The organism is Rhizobium sp. F40D2, from assembly GCF_051810745.2.
GTDB lineage: Bacteria > Pseudomonadota > Alphaproteobacteria > Rhizobiales > Rhizobiaceae > Rhizobium.
Genome location: NZ_JBPWQX020000002.1, coordinates 134,699 through 150,653, shown reverse-complemented (window position 1 = coordinate 150,653; position 15,955 = coordinate 134,699). Strand labels below are relative to the sequence as shown.

Sequence of the window (15,955 nt, the reverse complement as noted above, 5' to 3'; positions counted from 1 at the left end):
TCCCACCAAAAGCAACGAACTGTTGGTTCTAATGAATCGTTGGCTTCAGTCGCTGTTGCAGCCGGACCATTCCCAGTTCGACCGCGGTTGACCGGGCATTCTCCGATAGCAACATTGCTCTCTTTATCGCCGCCCGGCTACCTATTTTCATTAGCAAGTCCGCATAATCTGCCTGTGTGTGCGCGAGCCACGGCGGCGAGCCGATCTCCGCGTTCATCTCGAGCGCGTGCTCGAAGTGCTCCGACGCTCTGTCGAATTCACCCAGCGCCGCTGCCAGCATGCCCAGATAGCGGCTTGCCGCGCCGAAGCAAACGGTCGCCATACCGATCGTTACGGTCATCTCCTTATAGTCGAGCATAAGCTTATAGAGGGTCTGGGCAGCATCTGTGTCGCCGAGACCGGCGGCGACTTCCGTCAGGAACGACAGGGACGCACTTCGCTTTCCGTCAAGCGGAAGGGCAAAGCCGGTGCGGGCAAGCTCGCTCAACCTCCGCTGGGCCGCATCCCGATAGCCGAGGTCAAAAGCAATTAACGCAAAACCCGGTAGCCAGGTGGTTTGCTCCGGGCTTTCCTCAATCAACAATTTCATGACCGGTGCGACCTCCGAGAGGCGGCTCTGCTCCCGTCGGATCGCGAACATCTGCATGCCGTAAACGCCCTCCGGCGTAGCGCCAAGGATCCGCATGCCGAGCTTCAGCGCTTCTTCAGCAAGCTCCTCCGCGGCGGTGAACCTGCCATCGAGAATGGCCATCATCGCTTTTGCTGTGCGAGCGTAGAACTGGACGTTGAGATGCTGCCGCGCGGTACCAAGTTCGTCCAGCGCGTCGACCGCCCGATCGGCTCGTGCGCGATCGCCGAGTTCGGTAGAGACATAGGCGTCAATGGAAAGCGCTCGGCTCTGCAAATCGTCGTCATCGATCTCATCCGCGAGGCGCCTTATTTCCTCGATGCGAGTAAACCGGTCGTTTCTTTCCTTGGTGGACCTGACCGGTGCCGGCGTCAGGAATGGCAGAGCGGAGAGCTCCACAAGCGCAGTCTTATCGCCAACCCGTCGGGCCAGTTCTATTCCTTCATCATGGCATTTTGCAGCCTTCTTGCTGTCGCTCAGATAGGTGTATGCCCGCGCAAGGCGGCTGAGAAGCTGGCACCGTGAGCTCAAATCCGATGGTTCAACCATCTCGAGGGCTTCCTCGAGAAGCGGCACCGTTTCGGCAAGCGAATTCGAGGAGAGGAATTTGGTACCGTCCAGACCAATCACTGCGCGAATAAAGGCTTGCGTGTCGGTCGCTTTGCGGGCTAACGGCGCGGCCAGCCGGTATTTCGCCAGCGAATCCGTCATACGACCCGCCGCAAACAGCGCGTCGCCGAGTTTGAGGATCGCGGTGAGCAGGTCCCTCTGCCGCTCAGGCCCTTCAGGCAGCTGCTCTGCAATTGCCAAGGCGTTCTGGAAATTGTCGACCGCCTCGTAGTTGGCTGAGCGTGCGAGGGCGCGTTTTCCAGCCTTCATCCAGTAGGGAAGCGCGAGCTCAATCCGTTGGGCTTTCTCGTAGTGCTGGGCGATGAGTTCGGGCTGCGTGGCAGCGACATCGTCATAATGTTCGACGAGAACCCTGGCGATCCTCTCGTGGAAATGCCGCCGGCGCCGGTTGAGGAGCGATTGGTAGGCGGCATCCTGGATGAGCGCATGTCGAAAAACGAGCGCATCATGCAAGATACCGCCTGCGACGACGATCTGGCTGGTTTCGAGCTGGTTCAGTGCTGTCTCGAGCGCTCGGTCGTCAATGCCTGCGATCTTCGAAAGAAGGCCGCGATCGAATTCTCTGCCTATTACGGCGGCAATCTGCGCGATCTCCTTGGCCGTCGTCGCTAAACGATCGAGACGTGTCATCAGCGAGCCCTGCAGACTGTCCGGGATTTCTGCGTTGAGCGACGACGGCTTTCCGCTCTCGACGACCGAGCGGGTCAACTCCTCGACGAACAGCGGCACCCCGTCCGTTCGCTCCGCAATCCTTTCGGCGAGCTGTTCGGGAATGTCGGACACCATGGATTCGATCAGTTCACGCATTTGCTGCCTGGTCAGGCGCCCAACGGAGAGCGTCGTCGCCTGCGCCAGTCCGCTTGCCCAGTTCGCGTTCCATTCCGGTCGGTGGGTCACAACGACAAGGGCGGCCGCACCGTGCAGCCGGCTGACGAGTTCTTTCAGCACTTCGCTGGTTGATGGGTCCATCCAGTGCGCATCTTCGAAAACCATGAGCACCGGTGCGATCCTGGCGGCAAGCAGCAAACGGTTCACCAATGTGCGAACGAGAAGCTCCTTGCGCTGGTGGGCGGAGAGATCGGGCGGCCTGAACTCGTCGCCGACGTCGAGCGAAAGCAGCTCGGCATAGATCGCCCCCACGTCGGAAGGATTTTCGCCGTAGCGGCGCACAAGCGTGCGAAACTTTTCGATGCGCGTGTTCCGGTCATCTGCCGGCGCAAACGCCGCAACCCGGCTCAGTCGTTCGACGATCGGGTAAAAGGCCGAGGTCGCGTGATATGGTGAACACTGCAATCGGATGAGTTCATGTTCTGCCTCCTGCAGGCGTTCTTCGAAAGCCTCGATAAGCCGGGATTTCCCGATGCCAGCCTCCCCCGACAGGAAGACCGCCTGGCCTTGCCCGGCCTTCGCCAACTCCCATCGTTCAAGCAGCAGGCCGATTTCACTAACGCGGCCGACAAATTTCGAAAGTCCGCTGGCATGCGCGGCTTCGAAACGGCTATCCACCTCTCGCTGACCGCGGACTTCGAACAGAGCAACGGGCGAGGTAAAGCCCTTGAGCTCCTGCGCGCCGAGGCTCTCGATTTCGAACGACTGCCCGGCGAGGCGGCGGGTGCTTTCGGAGATCACGATCTGGCCTGGGGCGGCCGCGGCCTGCAGGCGTGCCGCCAGGTTGGGAGTGTCTCCTGCGATCGATGCCCGCTCCTTCGCGCTGCCGTCAGTGTTGCCAACGACCACGCGCCCGGATGCGATGCCGATGCGGGCCTTCAATCGCTGACCGTTCGGCGGCTGCAGGGCGTCGACGGCGGCCATCGCCGCGAGTCCGGCCCGGATTGAACGCTCGGCATGGTCCTCGTAAGCCATGGGCCACCCGAAATAGGCTAGCACGCCATCGCCGAGATATTTGGCGACGTAGCCCCCGAAGCGCGTGACGGCGCCGGCGACGCTATCCTGATAGCGGCGGGTCAACTCGTGCATGTCTTCCGGGTCGAGCTCTGCTGACAGCGCTGTCGACCCGACCAGGTCGCAGAAGAGCACGCTCAGCAGTCGCCGGTCGGCCGCAGCTTCGGATCCGGCCTCGGTAGCGGCCGAAGCAGGAGGCTGTTCGTCCAAACGTTGATCCGCAAGTTGGTTTATGGCAGCTAGAATAATCTTCCGATGCCCCAGCGAGACACCGAGCTCCTGGAGGTCGGATTCGGCAAGATGAGGGAGCGCTCGCAGATCGACATCATTTTCGACGAAGGTGTCGGCGTACTTGCCGAGACCGAGTCGACCTAGCCAATCCTCAATCGTCTGCATCGACGTTGATCCTGCTCCAGAGTTCTTAAAATACCACGAACGCCGGCGTCGTGCCACGCTGCGGCGCAGGAGCTGTTCGTCCTGGCGGGAATCGAGGAACCAATGCATCAAAGTCGTGATCGTTGACGGGGCCGCGCCTTGATCCCATCTGTGTGCGCATGGCGAAAACCGAGAAGAATGACGCCCCTGCACTCGTCGAAACGTGGACCCTGCCGCCCGCCGCCACTCTCGGGTCTTGCGTGCGCGCCAAGGGCATCCTTTTGGAAATCCGCGCGCGCCTCCCATCGTCCATCCGAAAATCGCTGGATATCAGCGGGAGGGTTTTCACGCTGGCAATGCCTGAAAGCGCAAGGAGCGAGTTTCGTCACGCCTCCGCGGTCATTGCGAAGTCGCTCGAAGGCATTGAACGCCTGCCGGTCATCCCGCGCGAAATCGAGGACATCCTGACGATCTCAACGACCGAGAGACGTCGCTGGCTGGAGGACGGCCGCCTGCCCAGCGCGGGAACGCGAACGGTGAAGCTTCGGGGCCGCGCCAGGCAGATCACCTTCCACGTCTTCGAACCACGTATGGTGGAGGATCTACTCGACCGGGGCGCTGTCGAAGAGTGGCGTGAAGAGGACGCCGCGACTGCCATGGAGAACAGGCGGAGGGCTGCTTACAAGGCGAAGCTGACACGTTCACTGAAGAAGGACAGTAAGGCGACTGCGGCACCGCAGGACGTCACCGAAGAAGCGCCCGCAAAGCTGCGGGGCTGGGAAGAGTTTGGGCGGGATGGGCTGCTTCGCTAGGCCTGGACGAAACCTGATCACCTTCCAGGGCAAATTGCCCCTATCGCTTCCGCATCACATTGACGACCAGCACACCGAGGATCGCCATGATGCCGCCGGCTGCACCGAGCGCCGTCGGCGTCTCGCCCAGCCAGACGAATCCGATCAGCGTTGCGACCGGCGGGACGCCATAGAGGAAATTCGAAGCGCGGGCAGCCGTCAACCGCTTCAGCGCGATAGCCCAGGTGAGGTAGCCGATCGCCGTCGGGAAGATGACGAGATAGGCAACGCCCCAGTTCACCTCCGCCGGGGCGGCGGCCAGCGCCCGGATCGTCGCCGGAACAGCCGGAAGCAGCGGCACGGAACCGATCAGCAGGATCCAGGCGGTGACGGCAAGCGCCGGCAGCCGACCGAGCAGCGGCTTCTGCAATACGCTGGCGATCGCCGAGCAGAGCGCTGCGCCGAGGATGAGGACGGCATTCGGATCGAGCTTGAAGCCGCCGTCTGAGGCGACCGCAATCAGCGCCACGCCGCCGAACGAAATGGCAGTGCCCGCCCAGCCCCAGCGACCGAAGCGCTCGCCGAGCGCGAATGTGGCGATGAGGGCGGTGAAGACCGGCATTGTGTTGATGATGAAGCTCGCCGGCCCGGCCGCAACCGTCTGCTCGCCGGTATTCAACAAAACCGCATAGGCGGCGATGAAAAGCACGGCGGCAATGGAAAGACGCACGACATCGCGTTTTTCCGGCATCGGCCGGTAGATGGCGAGATAGACCAGCGCGATGACGCCGGCGGCGACGTAACGCGCCGTCGCCAGCTCGATCGGCGTCAGCGGTCCGAGGCAGATGCGGATCACCACGAAGGAAGACGCCCAGAAGAGGATGGTGACGACGATCGCCGCAAAGGCCACCAGATCGAACCCGCCTTGCTGTTTCGTCGAAATCGGTGCGCTTGCCGCCATGCTCATTTTCGCCTCCATATGTTCCTGAAACAGTGAGTAACGCTTTGACGCGTGCTTGAAAAGCATCGCAATCGATGATCAAATGTGTCCATGGTTCACAGCTCACCCGTTCTTCCGCCGCTCGATACGCTTGAGACCTTTGCCCGCGCCGCGCGGCTGGGATCGTTTTCCGCCGCGGCCGAGGAAAGCGGCATCACTCATGGCGCGGTGTCGCGGCAGGTCTCGCGCCTCGAGCGCTGGATGGGGGTGCGGCTGTTTGCCCGCGAAGCCCGAGGTGTGCGCCTGACGCCGGAGGGCATGCGGTTTTTCGCGCGGGCGGAAGAAGCGCTTGCGCTGCTCGGCAATAGCGGCGAGCGCTGGCTGCCTCGCCGCAACAAGGCGGTGGTGCGTCTTTCAGTGACGCCCTCCGTCGCCTCGTTGTGGCTGTTTCAGCGCCTGGCGAAGCTTGAAGGAAACGAGCTGCATGTCGAACTGACGCTCGAGCACCGGCTGGCGGATTTCGGGGAAGGCACGGACCTTGCAATCCGTTGCGGCAAAGGCCCTTGGGCTGGCGTGCGCGCCCTGCCGTTGTGGCAGGAGAAGTCATTTCCGATCGCCGCCCCGGCGCTGGCAGACCGGCTCGGCCAGCGCTCGGACGCTCTTTCGCTGCTCGACATGCCGATCCTGCACGATTCCAACATCGAAGGCTGGCGCCGCTGGCTTGCCCGAGAGGGCGTCGATTATACGCCACGCGGCCACGACCGCCGCTTCGAGGATTACAATCTGGTGATCGATGCCTGTGCGCAAGGGCTCGGCATCGCTCTCGCCCGGCCGCCACTATCGGATGCGGCCCTCGCCGCCGGGCGCGTCGTCGCCGTGTCGGCGCGGACACTCGATTATCACGTGGCCTTTCATCTGATCCGACCGGACGATGCTCTCAGAAGCCCCGCCGTCGAATTTGCCAGCCGCTTCCTGCGCGAGGCCGGCCATGACGAGGCGACAATCGCAGCCTTTATCGCACCCGGCCGGGCGAAAACGTAAGCGGAAGATCCTTACCCCGCCGGAAACTGCAGGCGCATTTCCTTGGCAAGTTCGAAACCGGCGGCCCGATAGACCGGCTCGCCGGCATCCGAGGCATGAATGACGGCTGTGGTGCAGCCGATCGATTTCAAATAGTCGGCGGCCTTGTTGGTCAGCGCCAATGCGATGCCGCGCCGGCGAAAGGCGTCGGCGACATAGACGGACCAGATATAGCCGTGCAGCCGCTGTGCTTCCCGGATCACCTCAGGAAATGGCGATTGGTGCAGCTGGCAGGATGCGGAACCGGCGATTTCACCGTCGACGATGGCAAGAAACGACGTCAGACGCCGCTCCTCGCGGCCACTTCTGATGAAAGACAAGCTCCGCGCCGCAGCGTCGGGCCTGTAATGTTCCGATGGCGTTCCGTAGCTGTCCCAGATCTTCAGATAGTGCCCCACAAGAACCTCGTCCTCATCGGGCGTTGCCATTCGAATATCGATCATGTCGTGATCCGGCTGGGCTGCGAGGCGCGAAGCCGCCCTCGATAACGTGACGCTCCCTGCCGTATCGCGGCAGGGAGCGTGAAAAATGGCATTTCAATTGTCGGCCGTCAACGTCATCGAGGCGCTGCCGGCGGCAACGTTGAGACCGAGCTGGCCGGTCAGGCTGACCGTCTGCAGATGGATCGAGCCGGACGTGCCGCCGACCAGCAGATTGGCGCCGACACCGGCGCCGAGCGTCGCCTCGGCGGTGGCGCCGACATAAAGGCCGGCGAGCGATCCGCGATGATAGCCGGCCGTCGGCGCGAACACCGCCCAAATCAGGCGGCTGCGCGTGGTGAAGCCAAGGTCGATCCCGAGCTTTCTCACTTCGCCGGTATAACGATCCGAAAGCTCATTGCCGACGGTCGACTGGAAGATGCAATCGGCCTCCTTGGAGGAACCGAGCACATAACCCGTACCGCCCCCGATATCGCAGGTGAGGTACCCGATCTTGACGCCATTGCGCAGGTCCGGCTCTTCATATGTCCTGGTGACGAGGTCGGCGGCATTGACCGCCCCTGCGCCGACAACCGTCAACGATACCGCGGCAAACGCCGTCGCAAGAATTTTATTCATAAGTCTCTCCTTCTCAAATCGTGACGGGAGCATACCCGGCTACTCGCCACCAGATTCGGCAACAGATAACGGCCGGAACCGCAAAACGATCCGATCCCGCACCATTTTCGCATCGCATGTCAAAGCGCCTAGGAGGCGCAAGCGACAAACAGGTTTACGGTTCAGCCCCCAATGGGACATTTCGAAGGCACTAATTCGCGGCATCCGGTTATTTCATGATGTTGTCAGGGATGGTTGCCGGAAAGGCACGGTGCTGATTGGCGTCGACTCTCCGCTTAGAGCGGGATGATTTTACGTCCGTTCATATCCGGCTTCCTTGAAGTAGTTTAGGCACTCTTTTGGCGAGACGGTTTGGAGGATGGCTGCCAGTGCGTCGTCGATGGCGTTGCGGGTTCTGGCCTGTGCCTGTCGCAGCCCGTGTTTGAGCTTGGCGAAGAGCTTCTCGATCGGATTGAGATCTGGGGAGTATTGCGGCAGAAAGAATAGTCGGGCGCCTGCCCTGCGGATGGCGACCCGGATCGCCTTGGCTTTATGCGAGCCGAGATTGTCCATCACGACGATGTCGCCAGGTTTGAGCTCTGGCACCAGCACCTTTTCGACATAGATGAGGAAGCGCTCGGCGTTGATGGGGCCATCAATGATCCATGGTGCGCTGACGCGGTCGGTTCGAAGCGCGGCGATGAAGGTCATCGTATTCCAATGGCCGAAAGGAGCTTTGCCCAAGAGCCGTTCGCCACGCGGCGCCCAGCCTCTGAGCGGCGCCATGTTCGTCTTCGTCCAGGTTTCGTCGATGAAGAGAAGACGGGCCGGATCGATGCGATGGCGATGCTTCAGCCAGCGCGCCCGCCTGGCGGCGACGTCGGGTCGCTCCCGTTCGCTGGCGACCAGCGTCTTTTTTATAACTCAGCCCTTCATCCCGGACGAAGGCCCAGACGGACCGGTAATCCACGTCCAGACCCCGCTCCGCCAATTCCGCGACCAGCCCGCGCAACGTGAACGCACTCGCGCGGCAGCGTTCGACAAGCCATTCCCGGTGGCCACCGCAGATCGCCCGCGGCTTGTGGCCGCCCATCTGGCCGGGTGCTGCGCTGCCCGTTGTGTGGAACCGCCGTACCCAATCGATCGCGGTGCTGATGCCAATACCGAAGCGTTTGGCCGCAGCCCGGCACGACAGCCCCTCCTGCGTCACCGCCCCGACAACACGCTCTCGCAGATCATTCGAAAAAGGTCTCGCCATCCAGACCGGCCTCCTTACCGGCCTGAAGGATGAATCTGATTTGCGTCCAAAAGGGAATCTGGAGGGTTCTGTGAGGTCCGGGCGCTGTGCGTGCGGCATTCACTGATCGGACCTCATTGAAGCCGGATTGAGCGAAGGCGCGGGTTGTTTGGCGCTATGGGGATTTAGCCGAAGCGGTGGATGGCGTTTTGCAGGGTTGAGCCTTGCCGGAGCCCGTGGACAGGTATGGAAGGAGATTCTTGCCGGTATTTGCGGTGTCTTTGACGCGCCTGTCGGCTGGTTTGCATCGACCGAAACGTCGCTCGGGCACGATTGGCCAAAGCACTCGCACCGCGGCTCTTCGGCATGCCGACGCTGATCGTTGCAATGATGGCGCGCGTGGTATGATCATGAACTGTCGTTCCATGCTGGCCGACGTACCGGCTGGAGCGGGGTCCACGCGCCGATGATCGTCATGGTTCCGCCGCAACAGGAGCAGCGGTGCAGCAAAGGTGGTGGCTTTGTGTCCGGTTCTTCGACCGGCGGCGGCGGGACGTCGAGCAGGCTTCGGCACAGGTCCAGCTTCAGTTGCCGATGGCCATTGGCAAGCAGGCCATAATGACGAATGCGGTGAAAGCCGTCCGGAACGGTGTGAAGCAGGAAACGGCGGATGAACTCGTGGGCATCGAGCGTCATTACCTTTTGCCTGCCGCCCGTTCGATAGTCCTTCCATCGGAATGTGACTCGATCGCCATCGATGCTGACGAGGCGGGAATTGGAGATGGCAATGCGATGGGTATAGCGCCCGAGATAGGCCAGCACCTGTTCGGGTCCGGCAAATGGCGGCTTGGCATAGACCACCCAGGCGACACGCCGCGTTTCTTTGACAATGTGATTGAACGCCGCCGGATTGGCCAGGCCGGCGATATCGCCAAAGAACCGAAGCTGGTCCAGGTCGTAGGCCTGCTTCAGCTCTTCAAGAAACAACCGCCTGAACAGGGATGACAGAACGCGCACGGGCAGGAAGAAGTTTGCCCGGCAGGGAACCCAACGGGACTGGTCCGCCGACAATCCGCCGCCCGGCACGATGCAGTGGATATGAGGGTGAAAATGGAGGTTCTGTCCCCAGGAGTGCAGCACCGCGATGAAGCCGATCTCTGCACCCAGATGCCTGGGATCGGCAGCAAGCTTGCGCAACGTCTCGGCGACGGCGCGAAACAGGATCGTGTAAACGGCATTTTTGTTCTGGAAGGCAATTGCGGCGATCTGCTGCGGTAGGGTGAAGACCACGTGGAAATAGCCGACAGGCAGAAGGTCGGCCTGTCGGGCAGCAAGCCAGTCACGGCTCGCCTGTCCCTGGCACTTTGGGCAATGCCGGTTGCGACAGGAATTATAGGCGATGCGGAACGCCGCGCAGTCCTGACATTGCTGGACATGCCCGCCCAGGCGAGCGGTCCGGCACATCTCGACCGCACTCATGACCCGGCGTTCGACACGCCCGAGATGGGTGTCGTGGGCTTGACGATATCTTTCCCCGTGGCGGCGAAAAATATCCGCCACCTCCAGTCCCGCCGCCATGGCGAAACTATGCTCAGCTTGGCGGCACCACCTCCAGCGTCAGTCGGTCGAGCGGGCTGGTCGTGCTGCGGATCAGGGTATTGGAAACCTTCGTGTAGCGTGCCGTGGTGGACAGATTGTTGTGGCCGAGCAAAACTTGGATGATGCGGATGTCGGTTCCGCTTTCCAAAAGATGGGTGGCAAAGCTGTGGCGCAGCGTATGCACCGTTACCCTTTTGTCGATGCCGGCCGCGGCGCACGCCGAACGGCAGGCAGAATACAGAACCTGGACGTCGATGGGCTTGGTCTCGTCCCGACCCGGAAACAGCCAGACCTCGGGTCTCGCCAGCCGCCAATAGACCCGCAGGATCGCGAGCAACTGCGCTGACAGCATGACGTTGCGATCCTTTCCGCCCTTGCCATGCTCGACGCGGATGATGCCGCGTTCGCCATCAATGTTGCGGACCTTGAGATGGACAGCTTCCGAGGCGCGCAGCCCCGCCGCATACGCTGTCGTCAGTGCGGTACGGGTCCTCAGGCTTGGAACGGCTTCCAGAAACCGCACGATCTCGTCGCCGTTGAGGATCGTCGGCAGCTTGGCCGGTGTCCGGGCATAGGCAATGCGCTCCGGTATCTCGCCATGACCAAGCGTGACGCCAAAGAAGAACCGCAGGGCACAAACTGTCTGGTTCAAGGCTGGCCATGATAGGCCCGATGAAACCAGATGCACCTGAAACGCGCGCACGTCTTCCAGTCCAAGACGGTCTGGCGATCGCCCGAAATAGCGCGAGAACTTCGTTACCGCATGTAAATACGATCGTTGCGTTGCTGGCGAAAGATTGCGGATCGTCATGTCATCGATCATGCGCCGGCGTAGAGGGCTCATCTCCGTCATCGTCATCTCCTGATTGAAGGTTGGGCAAAACAGCCCATTCCTTCAATCAGGAGCGCTTCATGCAATCAGATCCTCCAAATGCCGCGAAAGCGGCTTCGTTCAATCCCAATTGCGATTCCACCTAAAATCATCCCGCTCTAAGACATTCATGCGGCGGCTCACGCGGATTTCCACCGACCGCAACCGCGACGGAAACCGTCGGTGGTGGCGACGTCAAAGACGGCAATAAAGAAAAACCCGGCGATGTGTTCGCCGGGTTTTTATACTTGTTCGATCCACTTTATACTCTTCGCATAAAGCGCATGACGAGAGATACGACGAACAGCACCAGGAAAATAAAGAACAGAACCTGGGCAATAGAAGCTGAAGCCCCTGCTATACCGCCAAATCCGAGGACGCCGGCAATCAAGGCCACAACGAGAAACACCAGAGCGTAATAAAGCATCGCAATCTCCTTTTACGTTGCTGCGGAGATAACGGAGGCCGCCCCCATTTGGTTCCCTGTCCCTCTCACGGCCGGCGTATGCAACGTCGCACCGGCCTGGCTTAGCCGAAATGGAAGGCGCCATTGAACATCCGGTCGCCTTCATTCGGCTCGGGAGGCTCGGCCGCATCGAGATAGGCCTTGAGCGGCCCGGTCAGGACGAACCAGATGCTTGCCCCCAGCATGAAACAAGCTCCCGCCGGATCGTCGATGCGGGCGATGAAGGGAAGGCAGGCGGAGGAAAACAGGACGATGATCCGCACCGACCACTCCGCCTCGCGTTTGGCGATGGCGCGTGCTCTCAGCGACTTGTATTCCCGGGCGCCGTAGCCGCCTCCGCTCGCCTTTACCGCCGAAAGCAGTTTTCGTGCTGACGGCAGCGCCAGCATGATCAGCGCGGCCACACCGAGCGCGAACGGTTTGCCGGCCAGGACCTGTCCGCTGGCGATCAGCAGAAAGGCGAGCACGACGAGATTCCATGTCGGCTCCAGCAGCTCCGGCGGTTGCCGTGTGCGAAGATGCCAGCTCCGCAGCAAGCCCGCCGCGCCGTGCAGTAACGGCTGATCGATATAGCGATTGATCCAGTCCATGCCGATGCGCCCGTCCCCGATTGCATGAAGAGGGCTCCGAACACCACGGAATTTGGTCATCATCGTGGCAACAACCGCCGAAACCGTCCTTCGCGTGAAGGAAGCGGCCTGCCAAGGCCTTTGATGAAACGTTTAGCGCAGTTCCTGCGCAACCTCCCAGACATGGCCGGACGGATCGGCAAATGCGGCCGTGCGGCGGCCCCAGGGACGATCGATCGGACCGTTGAGCAGCGTCACGCCAAGCTTGCGCAGCTCCGTGCAGACTGCATCGACATCATCGACCTTGATCGTCAGCAGGACGCGACTGCCCGACCCGGATGCCGCCACCAGCGAGGGCTCGACCAGTTGCGGCGCTTCGGTGACCTGGAGCAGATTGACCATCGTTTCCGAAAATTTCAGCACCGAGCAGACGGCGTCCTGGTAGACGACATCGGCGGCAAAGACCTTTTGGTAAAATGCCCTCGCCGCGTCGATCTCGTCGACGAACAGGGTGATGACCTCGATCCTATCCAGTAGCATGGGCAGTTCTCCTCCGTTGCTCCGACCGTCTGACCGATATCACGGGCCGGCTCTTTGCTGGTCGCTTCGACGCCGACGGTTTCGACATGCCGCACAAAATAATCGTCAGCTCCTGAGCCCCGGCGCCTCGTGACCGGTGCGCGCCACATATTCCGTGTAGCCGCCGCCATATTGATGGATGCCCTCAGGTGTCAGCTCCAGCACCCGGTTGGAGAGTGCGGCGAGGAAATGCCGGTCATGCGAGACGAACAGCATGGTGCCCTCATATTGCGATAGCGCCTTGATCAGCATCTCCTTGGTGTCGAGGTCGAGATGGTTCGTCGGCTCGTCGAGCACCAGCAGGTTCGGCGGGTCGAACAGCATTATCGCCATGACCAGCCGCGCCTTCTCGCCGCCCGACAGCACTCGGCACCGCTTCTCGACATCGTCGCCGGAAAAACCGAAACATCCGGCAAGCGCCCGCAATGGCCCCTGCCCCGCTTGCGGAAACCGGTCTTCCAACGCTTGGAAGACGGTGTGCTCGCCGTCGAGAATATCCATGGCGTGCTGGGCGAAATAGCCCATCTTGACGCTGGCGCCGAGAGCGACGCTGCCTTCATCAGGCTCGGCGGTACCCGTCACCAGCTTCAGCAGTGTCGACTTGCCGGCGCCGTTGATGCCCATGATGCACCAGCGTTCGCGCCGCCGCACCATGAAATCAAGCCCTTCATAGATGCTTCGGCTGCCGTATTTCTTGTAAACATTCTTGAGGCTGACCACGTCCTCGCCGGATCGCGGCGCCGGCTGAAACTCGAAGGAAACGACCTGACGGCGCCTGGGCGGCTCCACCCGGTCGATCTTTTCCAGCTTCTTGACGCGGCTCTGCACCTGCGAGGCATGTGAAGCCCGCGCCTTGAACCGCTCGATGAACTTGATTTCCTTGGCAAGCATCGCCTGCTGGCGCTCGAACTGGGCCTGCTGCTGCTTCTCGTTCTGTGCACGCTGCTGCTCGTAGAATTCGTAATCGCCCGAATAGGTCGTCAATGTGCCGCCGTCGATCTCGATGATCTTGGTGATGATGCGGTTCATGAACTCGCGATCGTGCGAGGTCATCAGCAGCGCGCCTTCGTATCCTTTCAGGAACTCCTCCAGCCAGATCAGGCTTTCGAGATCCAGATGGTTGCTCGGCTCGTCGAGCAGCATCACATCCGGACGCATGAGCAGGATGCGGGCGAGCGCCACGCGCATCTTCCAACCGCCCGACAGCGCCCCGACATCGCCGTCCATCATCTCCTGGCTGAAGCTCAGGCCGGCGAGCACTTCGCGGGCGCGTCCTTCGAGCGCATAACCGTCCAGCTCCTCGTAGCGCGCCTGCACCTCGCCATAACGCTCGATGATCTTGTCCATGTCGTCTGCCTGCTCGGGATCGGCCATGGCTGCCTCGAGCTCGCGCAATTCGCCGGCAACGAGGCTGACCGGGCCGGCGCCGTTCATCACCTCGGCGACGGCACTGTGACCCGCCATCTCGCCGACGTCCTGGTTGAAGTAGCCGATGGTGACGCCCTTTTCGCAGGAGACCTGGCCCTCATCGGGCTGCTCCTCACCGTTGATCATCCGGAAGATCGTCGTCTTGCCGGCGCCGTTCGGGCCGACGAGCCCGATCTTCTCGCCTCTGTTGAGCGCTGCAGACGCCTCGATGAAGAGGATCCGGTGACTGAGTTGCTTGCTGATATTCTCGATACGAATCATGATGTGCGTGGGACCCGGGGAAAGATTTCGGCGCCCTTATGCCACGCATGGAAATGCCAGGATAGACCCGTTCCCGCCCCTCTCGACCTGCAGAGCCTGATGCGCGAAAAGTGCTGGCGGTTTCGCACGACATTGCTCGCTTCTTTAATTTGGAACAGGATTGGATAGTATCGTGGCACGCGCCAAGGAGAAGCTGTGCCAATGAGCGTCCGTCCACCGCAATCCTTCAGACAGTCGCAGCAAAATGCAAACGGCTTCAACGTCCTCGAATACGAGCTGATGTCGGAACGCGCCGATGCGCTCGGGCGTCACGGACTGAAGGTGGAGGCAGCCCTTGCCGCACTGAAGGCTTGGACTGCCGACCGCCAGAGTGCCGAGGAACGCGAGACACTTCTCAGTGCAGCGTCCGACGCCGTCTGGGCGTTCTTCATCCAGCGTGAGATCTGCGGGCTCAGAAACAACCGCGACGCCATTCAGCGATACGGCATTCCGAACGAGGTCATCGCGAGATTGGGCGCGGTACGGAAGACGTAGCGACGACGGAGGGCGCTCCCTTCCATTTTGGGTGGAAATCGACAGCGCAGAAAGATATGGCTTGGCGCCGAACCAGGCGAAAGGGAATTGCGATGCCAAGCTCGATCCGGATTGGAAACCAGCATCTCACTGTGGACGTCTCCTCCCTCGGGGCCGAGATGCAGGCGCTCACCACCAGCGACGGGCGCTCATGGCTATGGACGGGCGACGCAGCCTTCTGGACCGGACGGTCGCCGATCCTTTTCCCGATCGTCGGCAAAGCGCCGGACGACAAGATAGCAATCGACGGCACGATCTATCCGATGGCTCAGCATGGTTTTGCCCGCCGCAGCGAATTTGCACTCGCGGAATCCACCGCGATGATGTGTCGATACGAACTGGCCGCCTCCGCGGCCACCCAAGCGGTCTATCCATTCGATTTTCAGCTGGCTGTGACGCATGCGATCGAGGGACGCGCCTTGACGGTGACGGCCGAAGTCACCAATCGCGACCAAAAGGCGATGCCGTTCGGCCTCGGATTTCATTCGGCCTTTGTCTGGCCGCTGCCGGGTGCTGCCGGGCACGCCCATGTCGTCACGCTCGACAACAAGAGCGAGCCGCCGCTTGTGCGGCTGCAGGGCGGCCTTATCAATCCTGCGCCGCTGCCCTCGCCGTTCAAGGACGGCCGGCTGGTACTCGATCACGCAATGTTCGATGAGGATGCGATGATCTTTCCGCAAGGGGCGGGCGAAGGCTTGAGTTATGGCGCCGAAGGCGGGCCGACCATGCGGTTCCGGTTCGAAAATCTGCCCAATCTTGCCCTGTGGACCAAAGCTGGCGCGCCCTTCCTCTGCATCGAGCCCTGGCATGGAACGGCGGCGGAAGCTGGAAGCTCGGGCGAGCTTTCGAAGCGGCCATCGACGACGATCCTGGCACCGGGCGCGATCGCTCGCTTCGCCTTTAGCGTCGAGATTTTACAATAGAAGGCCGCGCACCCGACAGAGCGCGCGACGCGGGCTTTTCTCCGGCGCAGTTGTTGCAGCCGTCGC

The 15,955-nt window shown here is 61.5% G+C and carries 15 protein-coding genes; 4 read left to right on the top strand and 11 right to left on the bottom strand.

Translation table 11 applies throughout. From position 1 onward, the window contains the following. Window positions 1-28: 28 nt before the first annotated feature. Complete coding sequence (locus ACS4RS_RS25365) at window positions 29-3,556, bottom strand: adenylate/guanylate cyclase domain-containing protein (protein WP_439012824.1); 3,528 nt, start codon at window positions 3,554-3,556, stop codon at window positions 29-31. A gap of 158 nt (window positions 3,557-3,714) precedes the next feature. On the opposite strand from ACS4RS_RS25365, the gene ACS4RS_RS25360 reads away from it, so the two are divergent. Beyond that, a complete protein-coding gene (locus ACS4RS_RS25360) occupies window positions 3,715-4,347 on the top strand; it encodes a hypothetical protein (RefSeq protein ID WP_439012823.1) in 633 nt (210 codons plus the stop codon). 40 nt (window positions 4,348-4,387) lie between these two features. Here the strand turns inward: ACS4RS_RS25360 and ACS4RS_RS25355 are convergent, their stop codons facing one another. Beyond that, window positions 4,388-5,305, bottom strand: coding sequence for an EamA family transporter (locus ACS4RS_RS25355; RefSeq protein ID WP_439012822.1), 918 nt, complete (start codon window positions 5,303-5,305; stop codon window positions 4,388-4,390). A 72-nt stretch (window positions 5,306-5,377) separates the two neighbouring features. Here ACS4RS_RS25355 and ACS4RS_RS25350 point away from each other — a divergent pair, with 72 nt between their 5' ends. Next, window positions 5,378-6,307: a LysR family transcriptional regulator gene (locus tag ACS4RS_RS25350; RefSeq protein ID WP_439012821.1), complete on the top strand. Its 930-nt coding sequence runs from the start codon at window positions 5,378-5,380 to the stop codon at window positions 6,305-6,307. An 11-nt stretch (window positions 6,308-6,318) separates the two neighbouring features. On the opposite strand, the gene ACS4RS_RS25345 is transcribed toward ACS4RS_RS25350, so the two are convergent. From ACS4RS_RS25345 to ACS4RS_RS25305, 9 genes are all read right to left on the bottom strand, one after another. After that, window positions 6,319-6,789: a GNAT family N-acetyltransferase gene (locus tag ACS4RS_RS25345; protein ID WP_439012820.1), complete on the bottom strand. Its 471-nt coding sequence runs from the start codon at window positions 6,787-6,789 to the stop codon at window positions 6,319-6,321. Window positions 6,790-6,882: 93 nt separating this feature from the next. Continuing rightward, the gene (locus ACS4RS_RS25340) at window positions 6,883-7,404 is read right to left on the bottom strand and encodes a DUF992 domain-containing protein (protein ID WP_097627832.1); all 522 of its coding nucleotides are present in this window, start codon (window positions 7,402-7,404) and stop codon (window positions 6,883-6,885) included. Between the two features lie 291 nt (window positions 7,405-7,695). Next, window positions 7,696-8,641, bottom strand: a protein-coding gene (locus ACS4RS_RS25335) for an IS630 family transposase (RefSeq protein WP_439009225.1) whose coding sequence is annotated in 2 segments (ribosomal slippage) — window positions 7,696-8,301 and window positions 8,303-8,641 — 945 coding nt in all. Because the reading frame shifts where the segments join, the coding sequence is not laid out codon by codon here. A 387-nt stretch (window positions 8,642-9,028) separates the two neighbouring features. Continuing rightward, window positions 9,029-10,198: an IS91 family transposase gene (locus tag ACS4RS_RS25330; protein WP_449314075.1), complete on the bottom strand. Its 1,170-nt coding sequence runs from the start codon at window positions 10,196-10,198 to the stop codon at window positions 9,029-9,031. Window positions 10,199-10,211: 13 nt separating this feature from the next. Next, window positions 10,212-11,072 carry a tyrosine-type recombinase/integrase gene (locus ACS4RS_RS25325; protein WP_439008560.1) on the bottom strand — a complete coding sequence of 287 codons (861 nt, stop codon included), beginning with the start codon at window positions 11,070-11,072 and terminating at the stop codon, window positions 10,212-10,214. 280 nt (window positions 11,073-11,352) lie between these two features. Beyond that, entirely contained in the window at window positions 11,353-11,517 is a 165-nt protein-coding gene (locus tag ACS4RS_RS25320; protein ID WP_003571841.1) for a DUF1328 domain-containing protein, read from the bottom strand. Between the two features lie 101 nt (window positions 11,518-11,618). Next, window positions 11,619-12,209, bottom strand: a complete 591-nt coding sequence (locus tag ACS4RS_RS25315) for a hypothetical protein (protein WP_037074471.1) — start codon at window positions 12,207-12,209, stop codon at window positions 11,619-11,621. Between the two features lie 69 nt (window positions 12,210-12,278). Beyond that, entirely contained in the window at window positions 12,279-12,665 is a 387-nt protein-coding gene (locus ACS4RS_RS25310) for a VOC family protein (RefSeq protein ID WP_439012819.1), read from the bottom strand. Between the two features lie 105 nt (window positions 12,666-12,770). Beyond that, window positions 12,771-14,393 carry an ATP-binding cassette domain-containing protein gene (locus ACS4RS_RS25305; RefSeq protein ID WP_439012818.1) on the bottom strand — a complete coding sequence of 541 codons (1,623 nt, stop codon included), beginning with the start codon at window positions 14,391-14,393 and terminating at the stop codon, window positions 12,771-12,773. A gap of 201 nt (window positions 14,394-14,594) precedes the next feature. Between ACS4RS_RS25305 and ACS4RS_RS25300 the strand changes: the two genes are divergently transcribed. Together ACS4RS_RS25300 and ACS4RS_RS25295 are read left to right on the top strand one after the other, a co-directional pair. Continuing rightward, complete coding sequence (locus ACS4RS_RS25300; RefSeq protein WP_439012817.1) at window positions 14,595-14,927, top strand: DUF6665 family protein; 333 nt, start codon at window positions 14,595-14,597, stop codon at window positions 14,925-14,927. A 92-nt stretch (window positions 14,928-15,019) separates the two neighbouring features. Next, window positions 15,020-15,889, top strand: coding sequence for an aldose 1-epimerase family protein (locus ACS4RS_RS25295; RefSeq protein ID WP_439012816.1), 870 nt, complete (start codon window positions 15,020-15,022; stop codon window positions 15,887-15,889). The last annotated feature ends 66 nt before the right edge of the window (window positions 15,890-15,955 follow it).

What these genes read in the sequence shown, in the direction of transcription:
- ACS4RS_RS25345 (WP_439012820.1), bottom strand. Translation starts at nt 6,789, where the DNA reads ATGATCGATATTCGAATGGCAACGCCCGATGAGGACGAGGTTCTTGTG.
- ACS4RS_RS25320 (WP_003571841.1), bottom strand. Translation starts at nt 11,517, where the DNA reads ATGCTTTATTACGCTCTGGTGTTTCTCGTTGTGGCCTTGATTGCCGGC.
- ACS4RS_RS25315 (WP_037074471.1), bottom strand. Translation starts at nt 12,209, where the DNA reads ATGATGACCAAATTCCGTGGTGTTCGGAGCCCTCTTCATGCAATCGGG.
- ACS4RS_RS25300 (WP_439012817.1), top strand. Translation starts at nt 14,595, where the DNA reads ATGAGCGTCCGTCCACCGCAATCCTTCAGACAGTCGCAGCAAAATGCA.
- ACS4RS_RS25325 (WP_439008560.1), bottom strand. Translation starts at nt 11,072, where the DNA reads ATGACGGAGATGAGCCCTCTACGCCGGCGCATGATCGATGACATGACG.
- ACS4RS_RS25340 (WP_097627832.1), bottom strand. Translation starts at nt 7,404, where the DNA reads ATGAATAAAATTCTTGCGACGGCGTTTGCCGCGGTATCGTTGACGGTT.
- ACS4RS_RS25350 (WP_439012821.1), top strand. Translation starts at nt 5,378, where the DNA reads ATGGTTCACAGCTCACCCGTTCTTCCGCCGCTCGATACGCTTGAGACC.
- ACS4RS_RS25305 (WP_439012818.1), bottom strand. Translation starts at nt 14,393, where the DNA reads ATGATTCGTATCGAGAATATCAGCAAGCAACTCAGTCACCGGATCCTC.
- ACS4RS_RS25295 (WP_439012816.1), top strand. Translation starts at nt 15,020, where the DNA reads ATGCCAAGCTCGATCCGGATTGGAAACCAGCATCTCACTGTGGACGTC.
- ACS4RS_RS25365 (WP_439012824.1), bottom strand. Translation starts at nt 3,556, where the DNA reads ATGCAGACGATTGAGGATTGGCTAGGTCGACTCGGTCTCGGCAAGTAC.
- ACS4RS_RS25360 (WP_439012823.1), top strand. Translation starts at nt 3,715, where the DNA reads ATGGCGAAAACCGAGAAGAATGACGCCCCTGCACTCGTCGAAACGTGG.
- ACS4RS_RS25355 (WP_439012822.1), bottom strand. Translation starts at nt 5,305, where the DNA reads ATGGAGGCGAAAATGAGCATGGCGGCAAGCGCACCGATTTCGACGAAA.
- ACS4RS_RS25330 (WP_449314075.1), bottom strand. Translation starts at nt 10,198, where the DNA reads ATGGCGGCGGGACTGGAGGTGGCGGATATTTTTCGCCGCCACGGGGAA.
- ACS4RS_RS25310 (WP_439012819.1), bottom strand. Translation starts at nt 12,665, where the DNA reads ATGCTACTGGATAGGATCGAGGTCATCACCCTGTTCGTCGACGAGATC.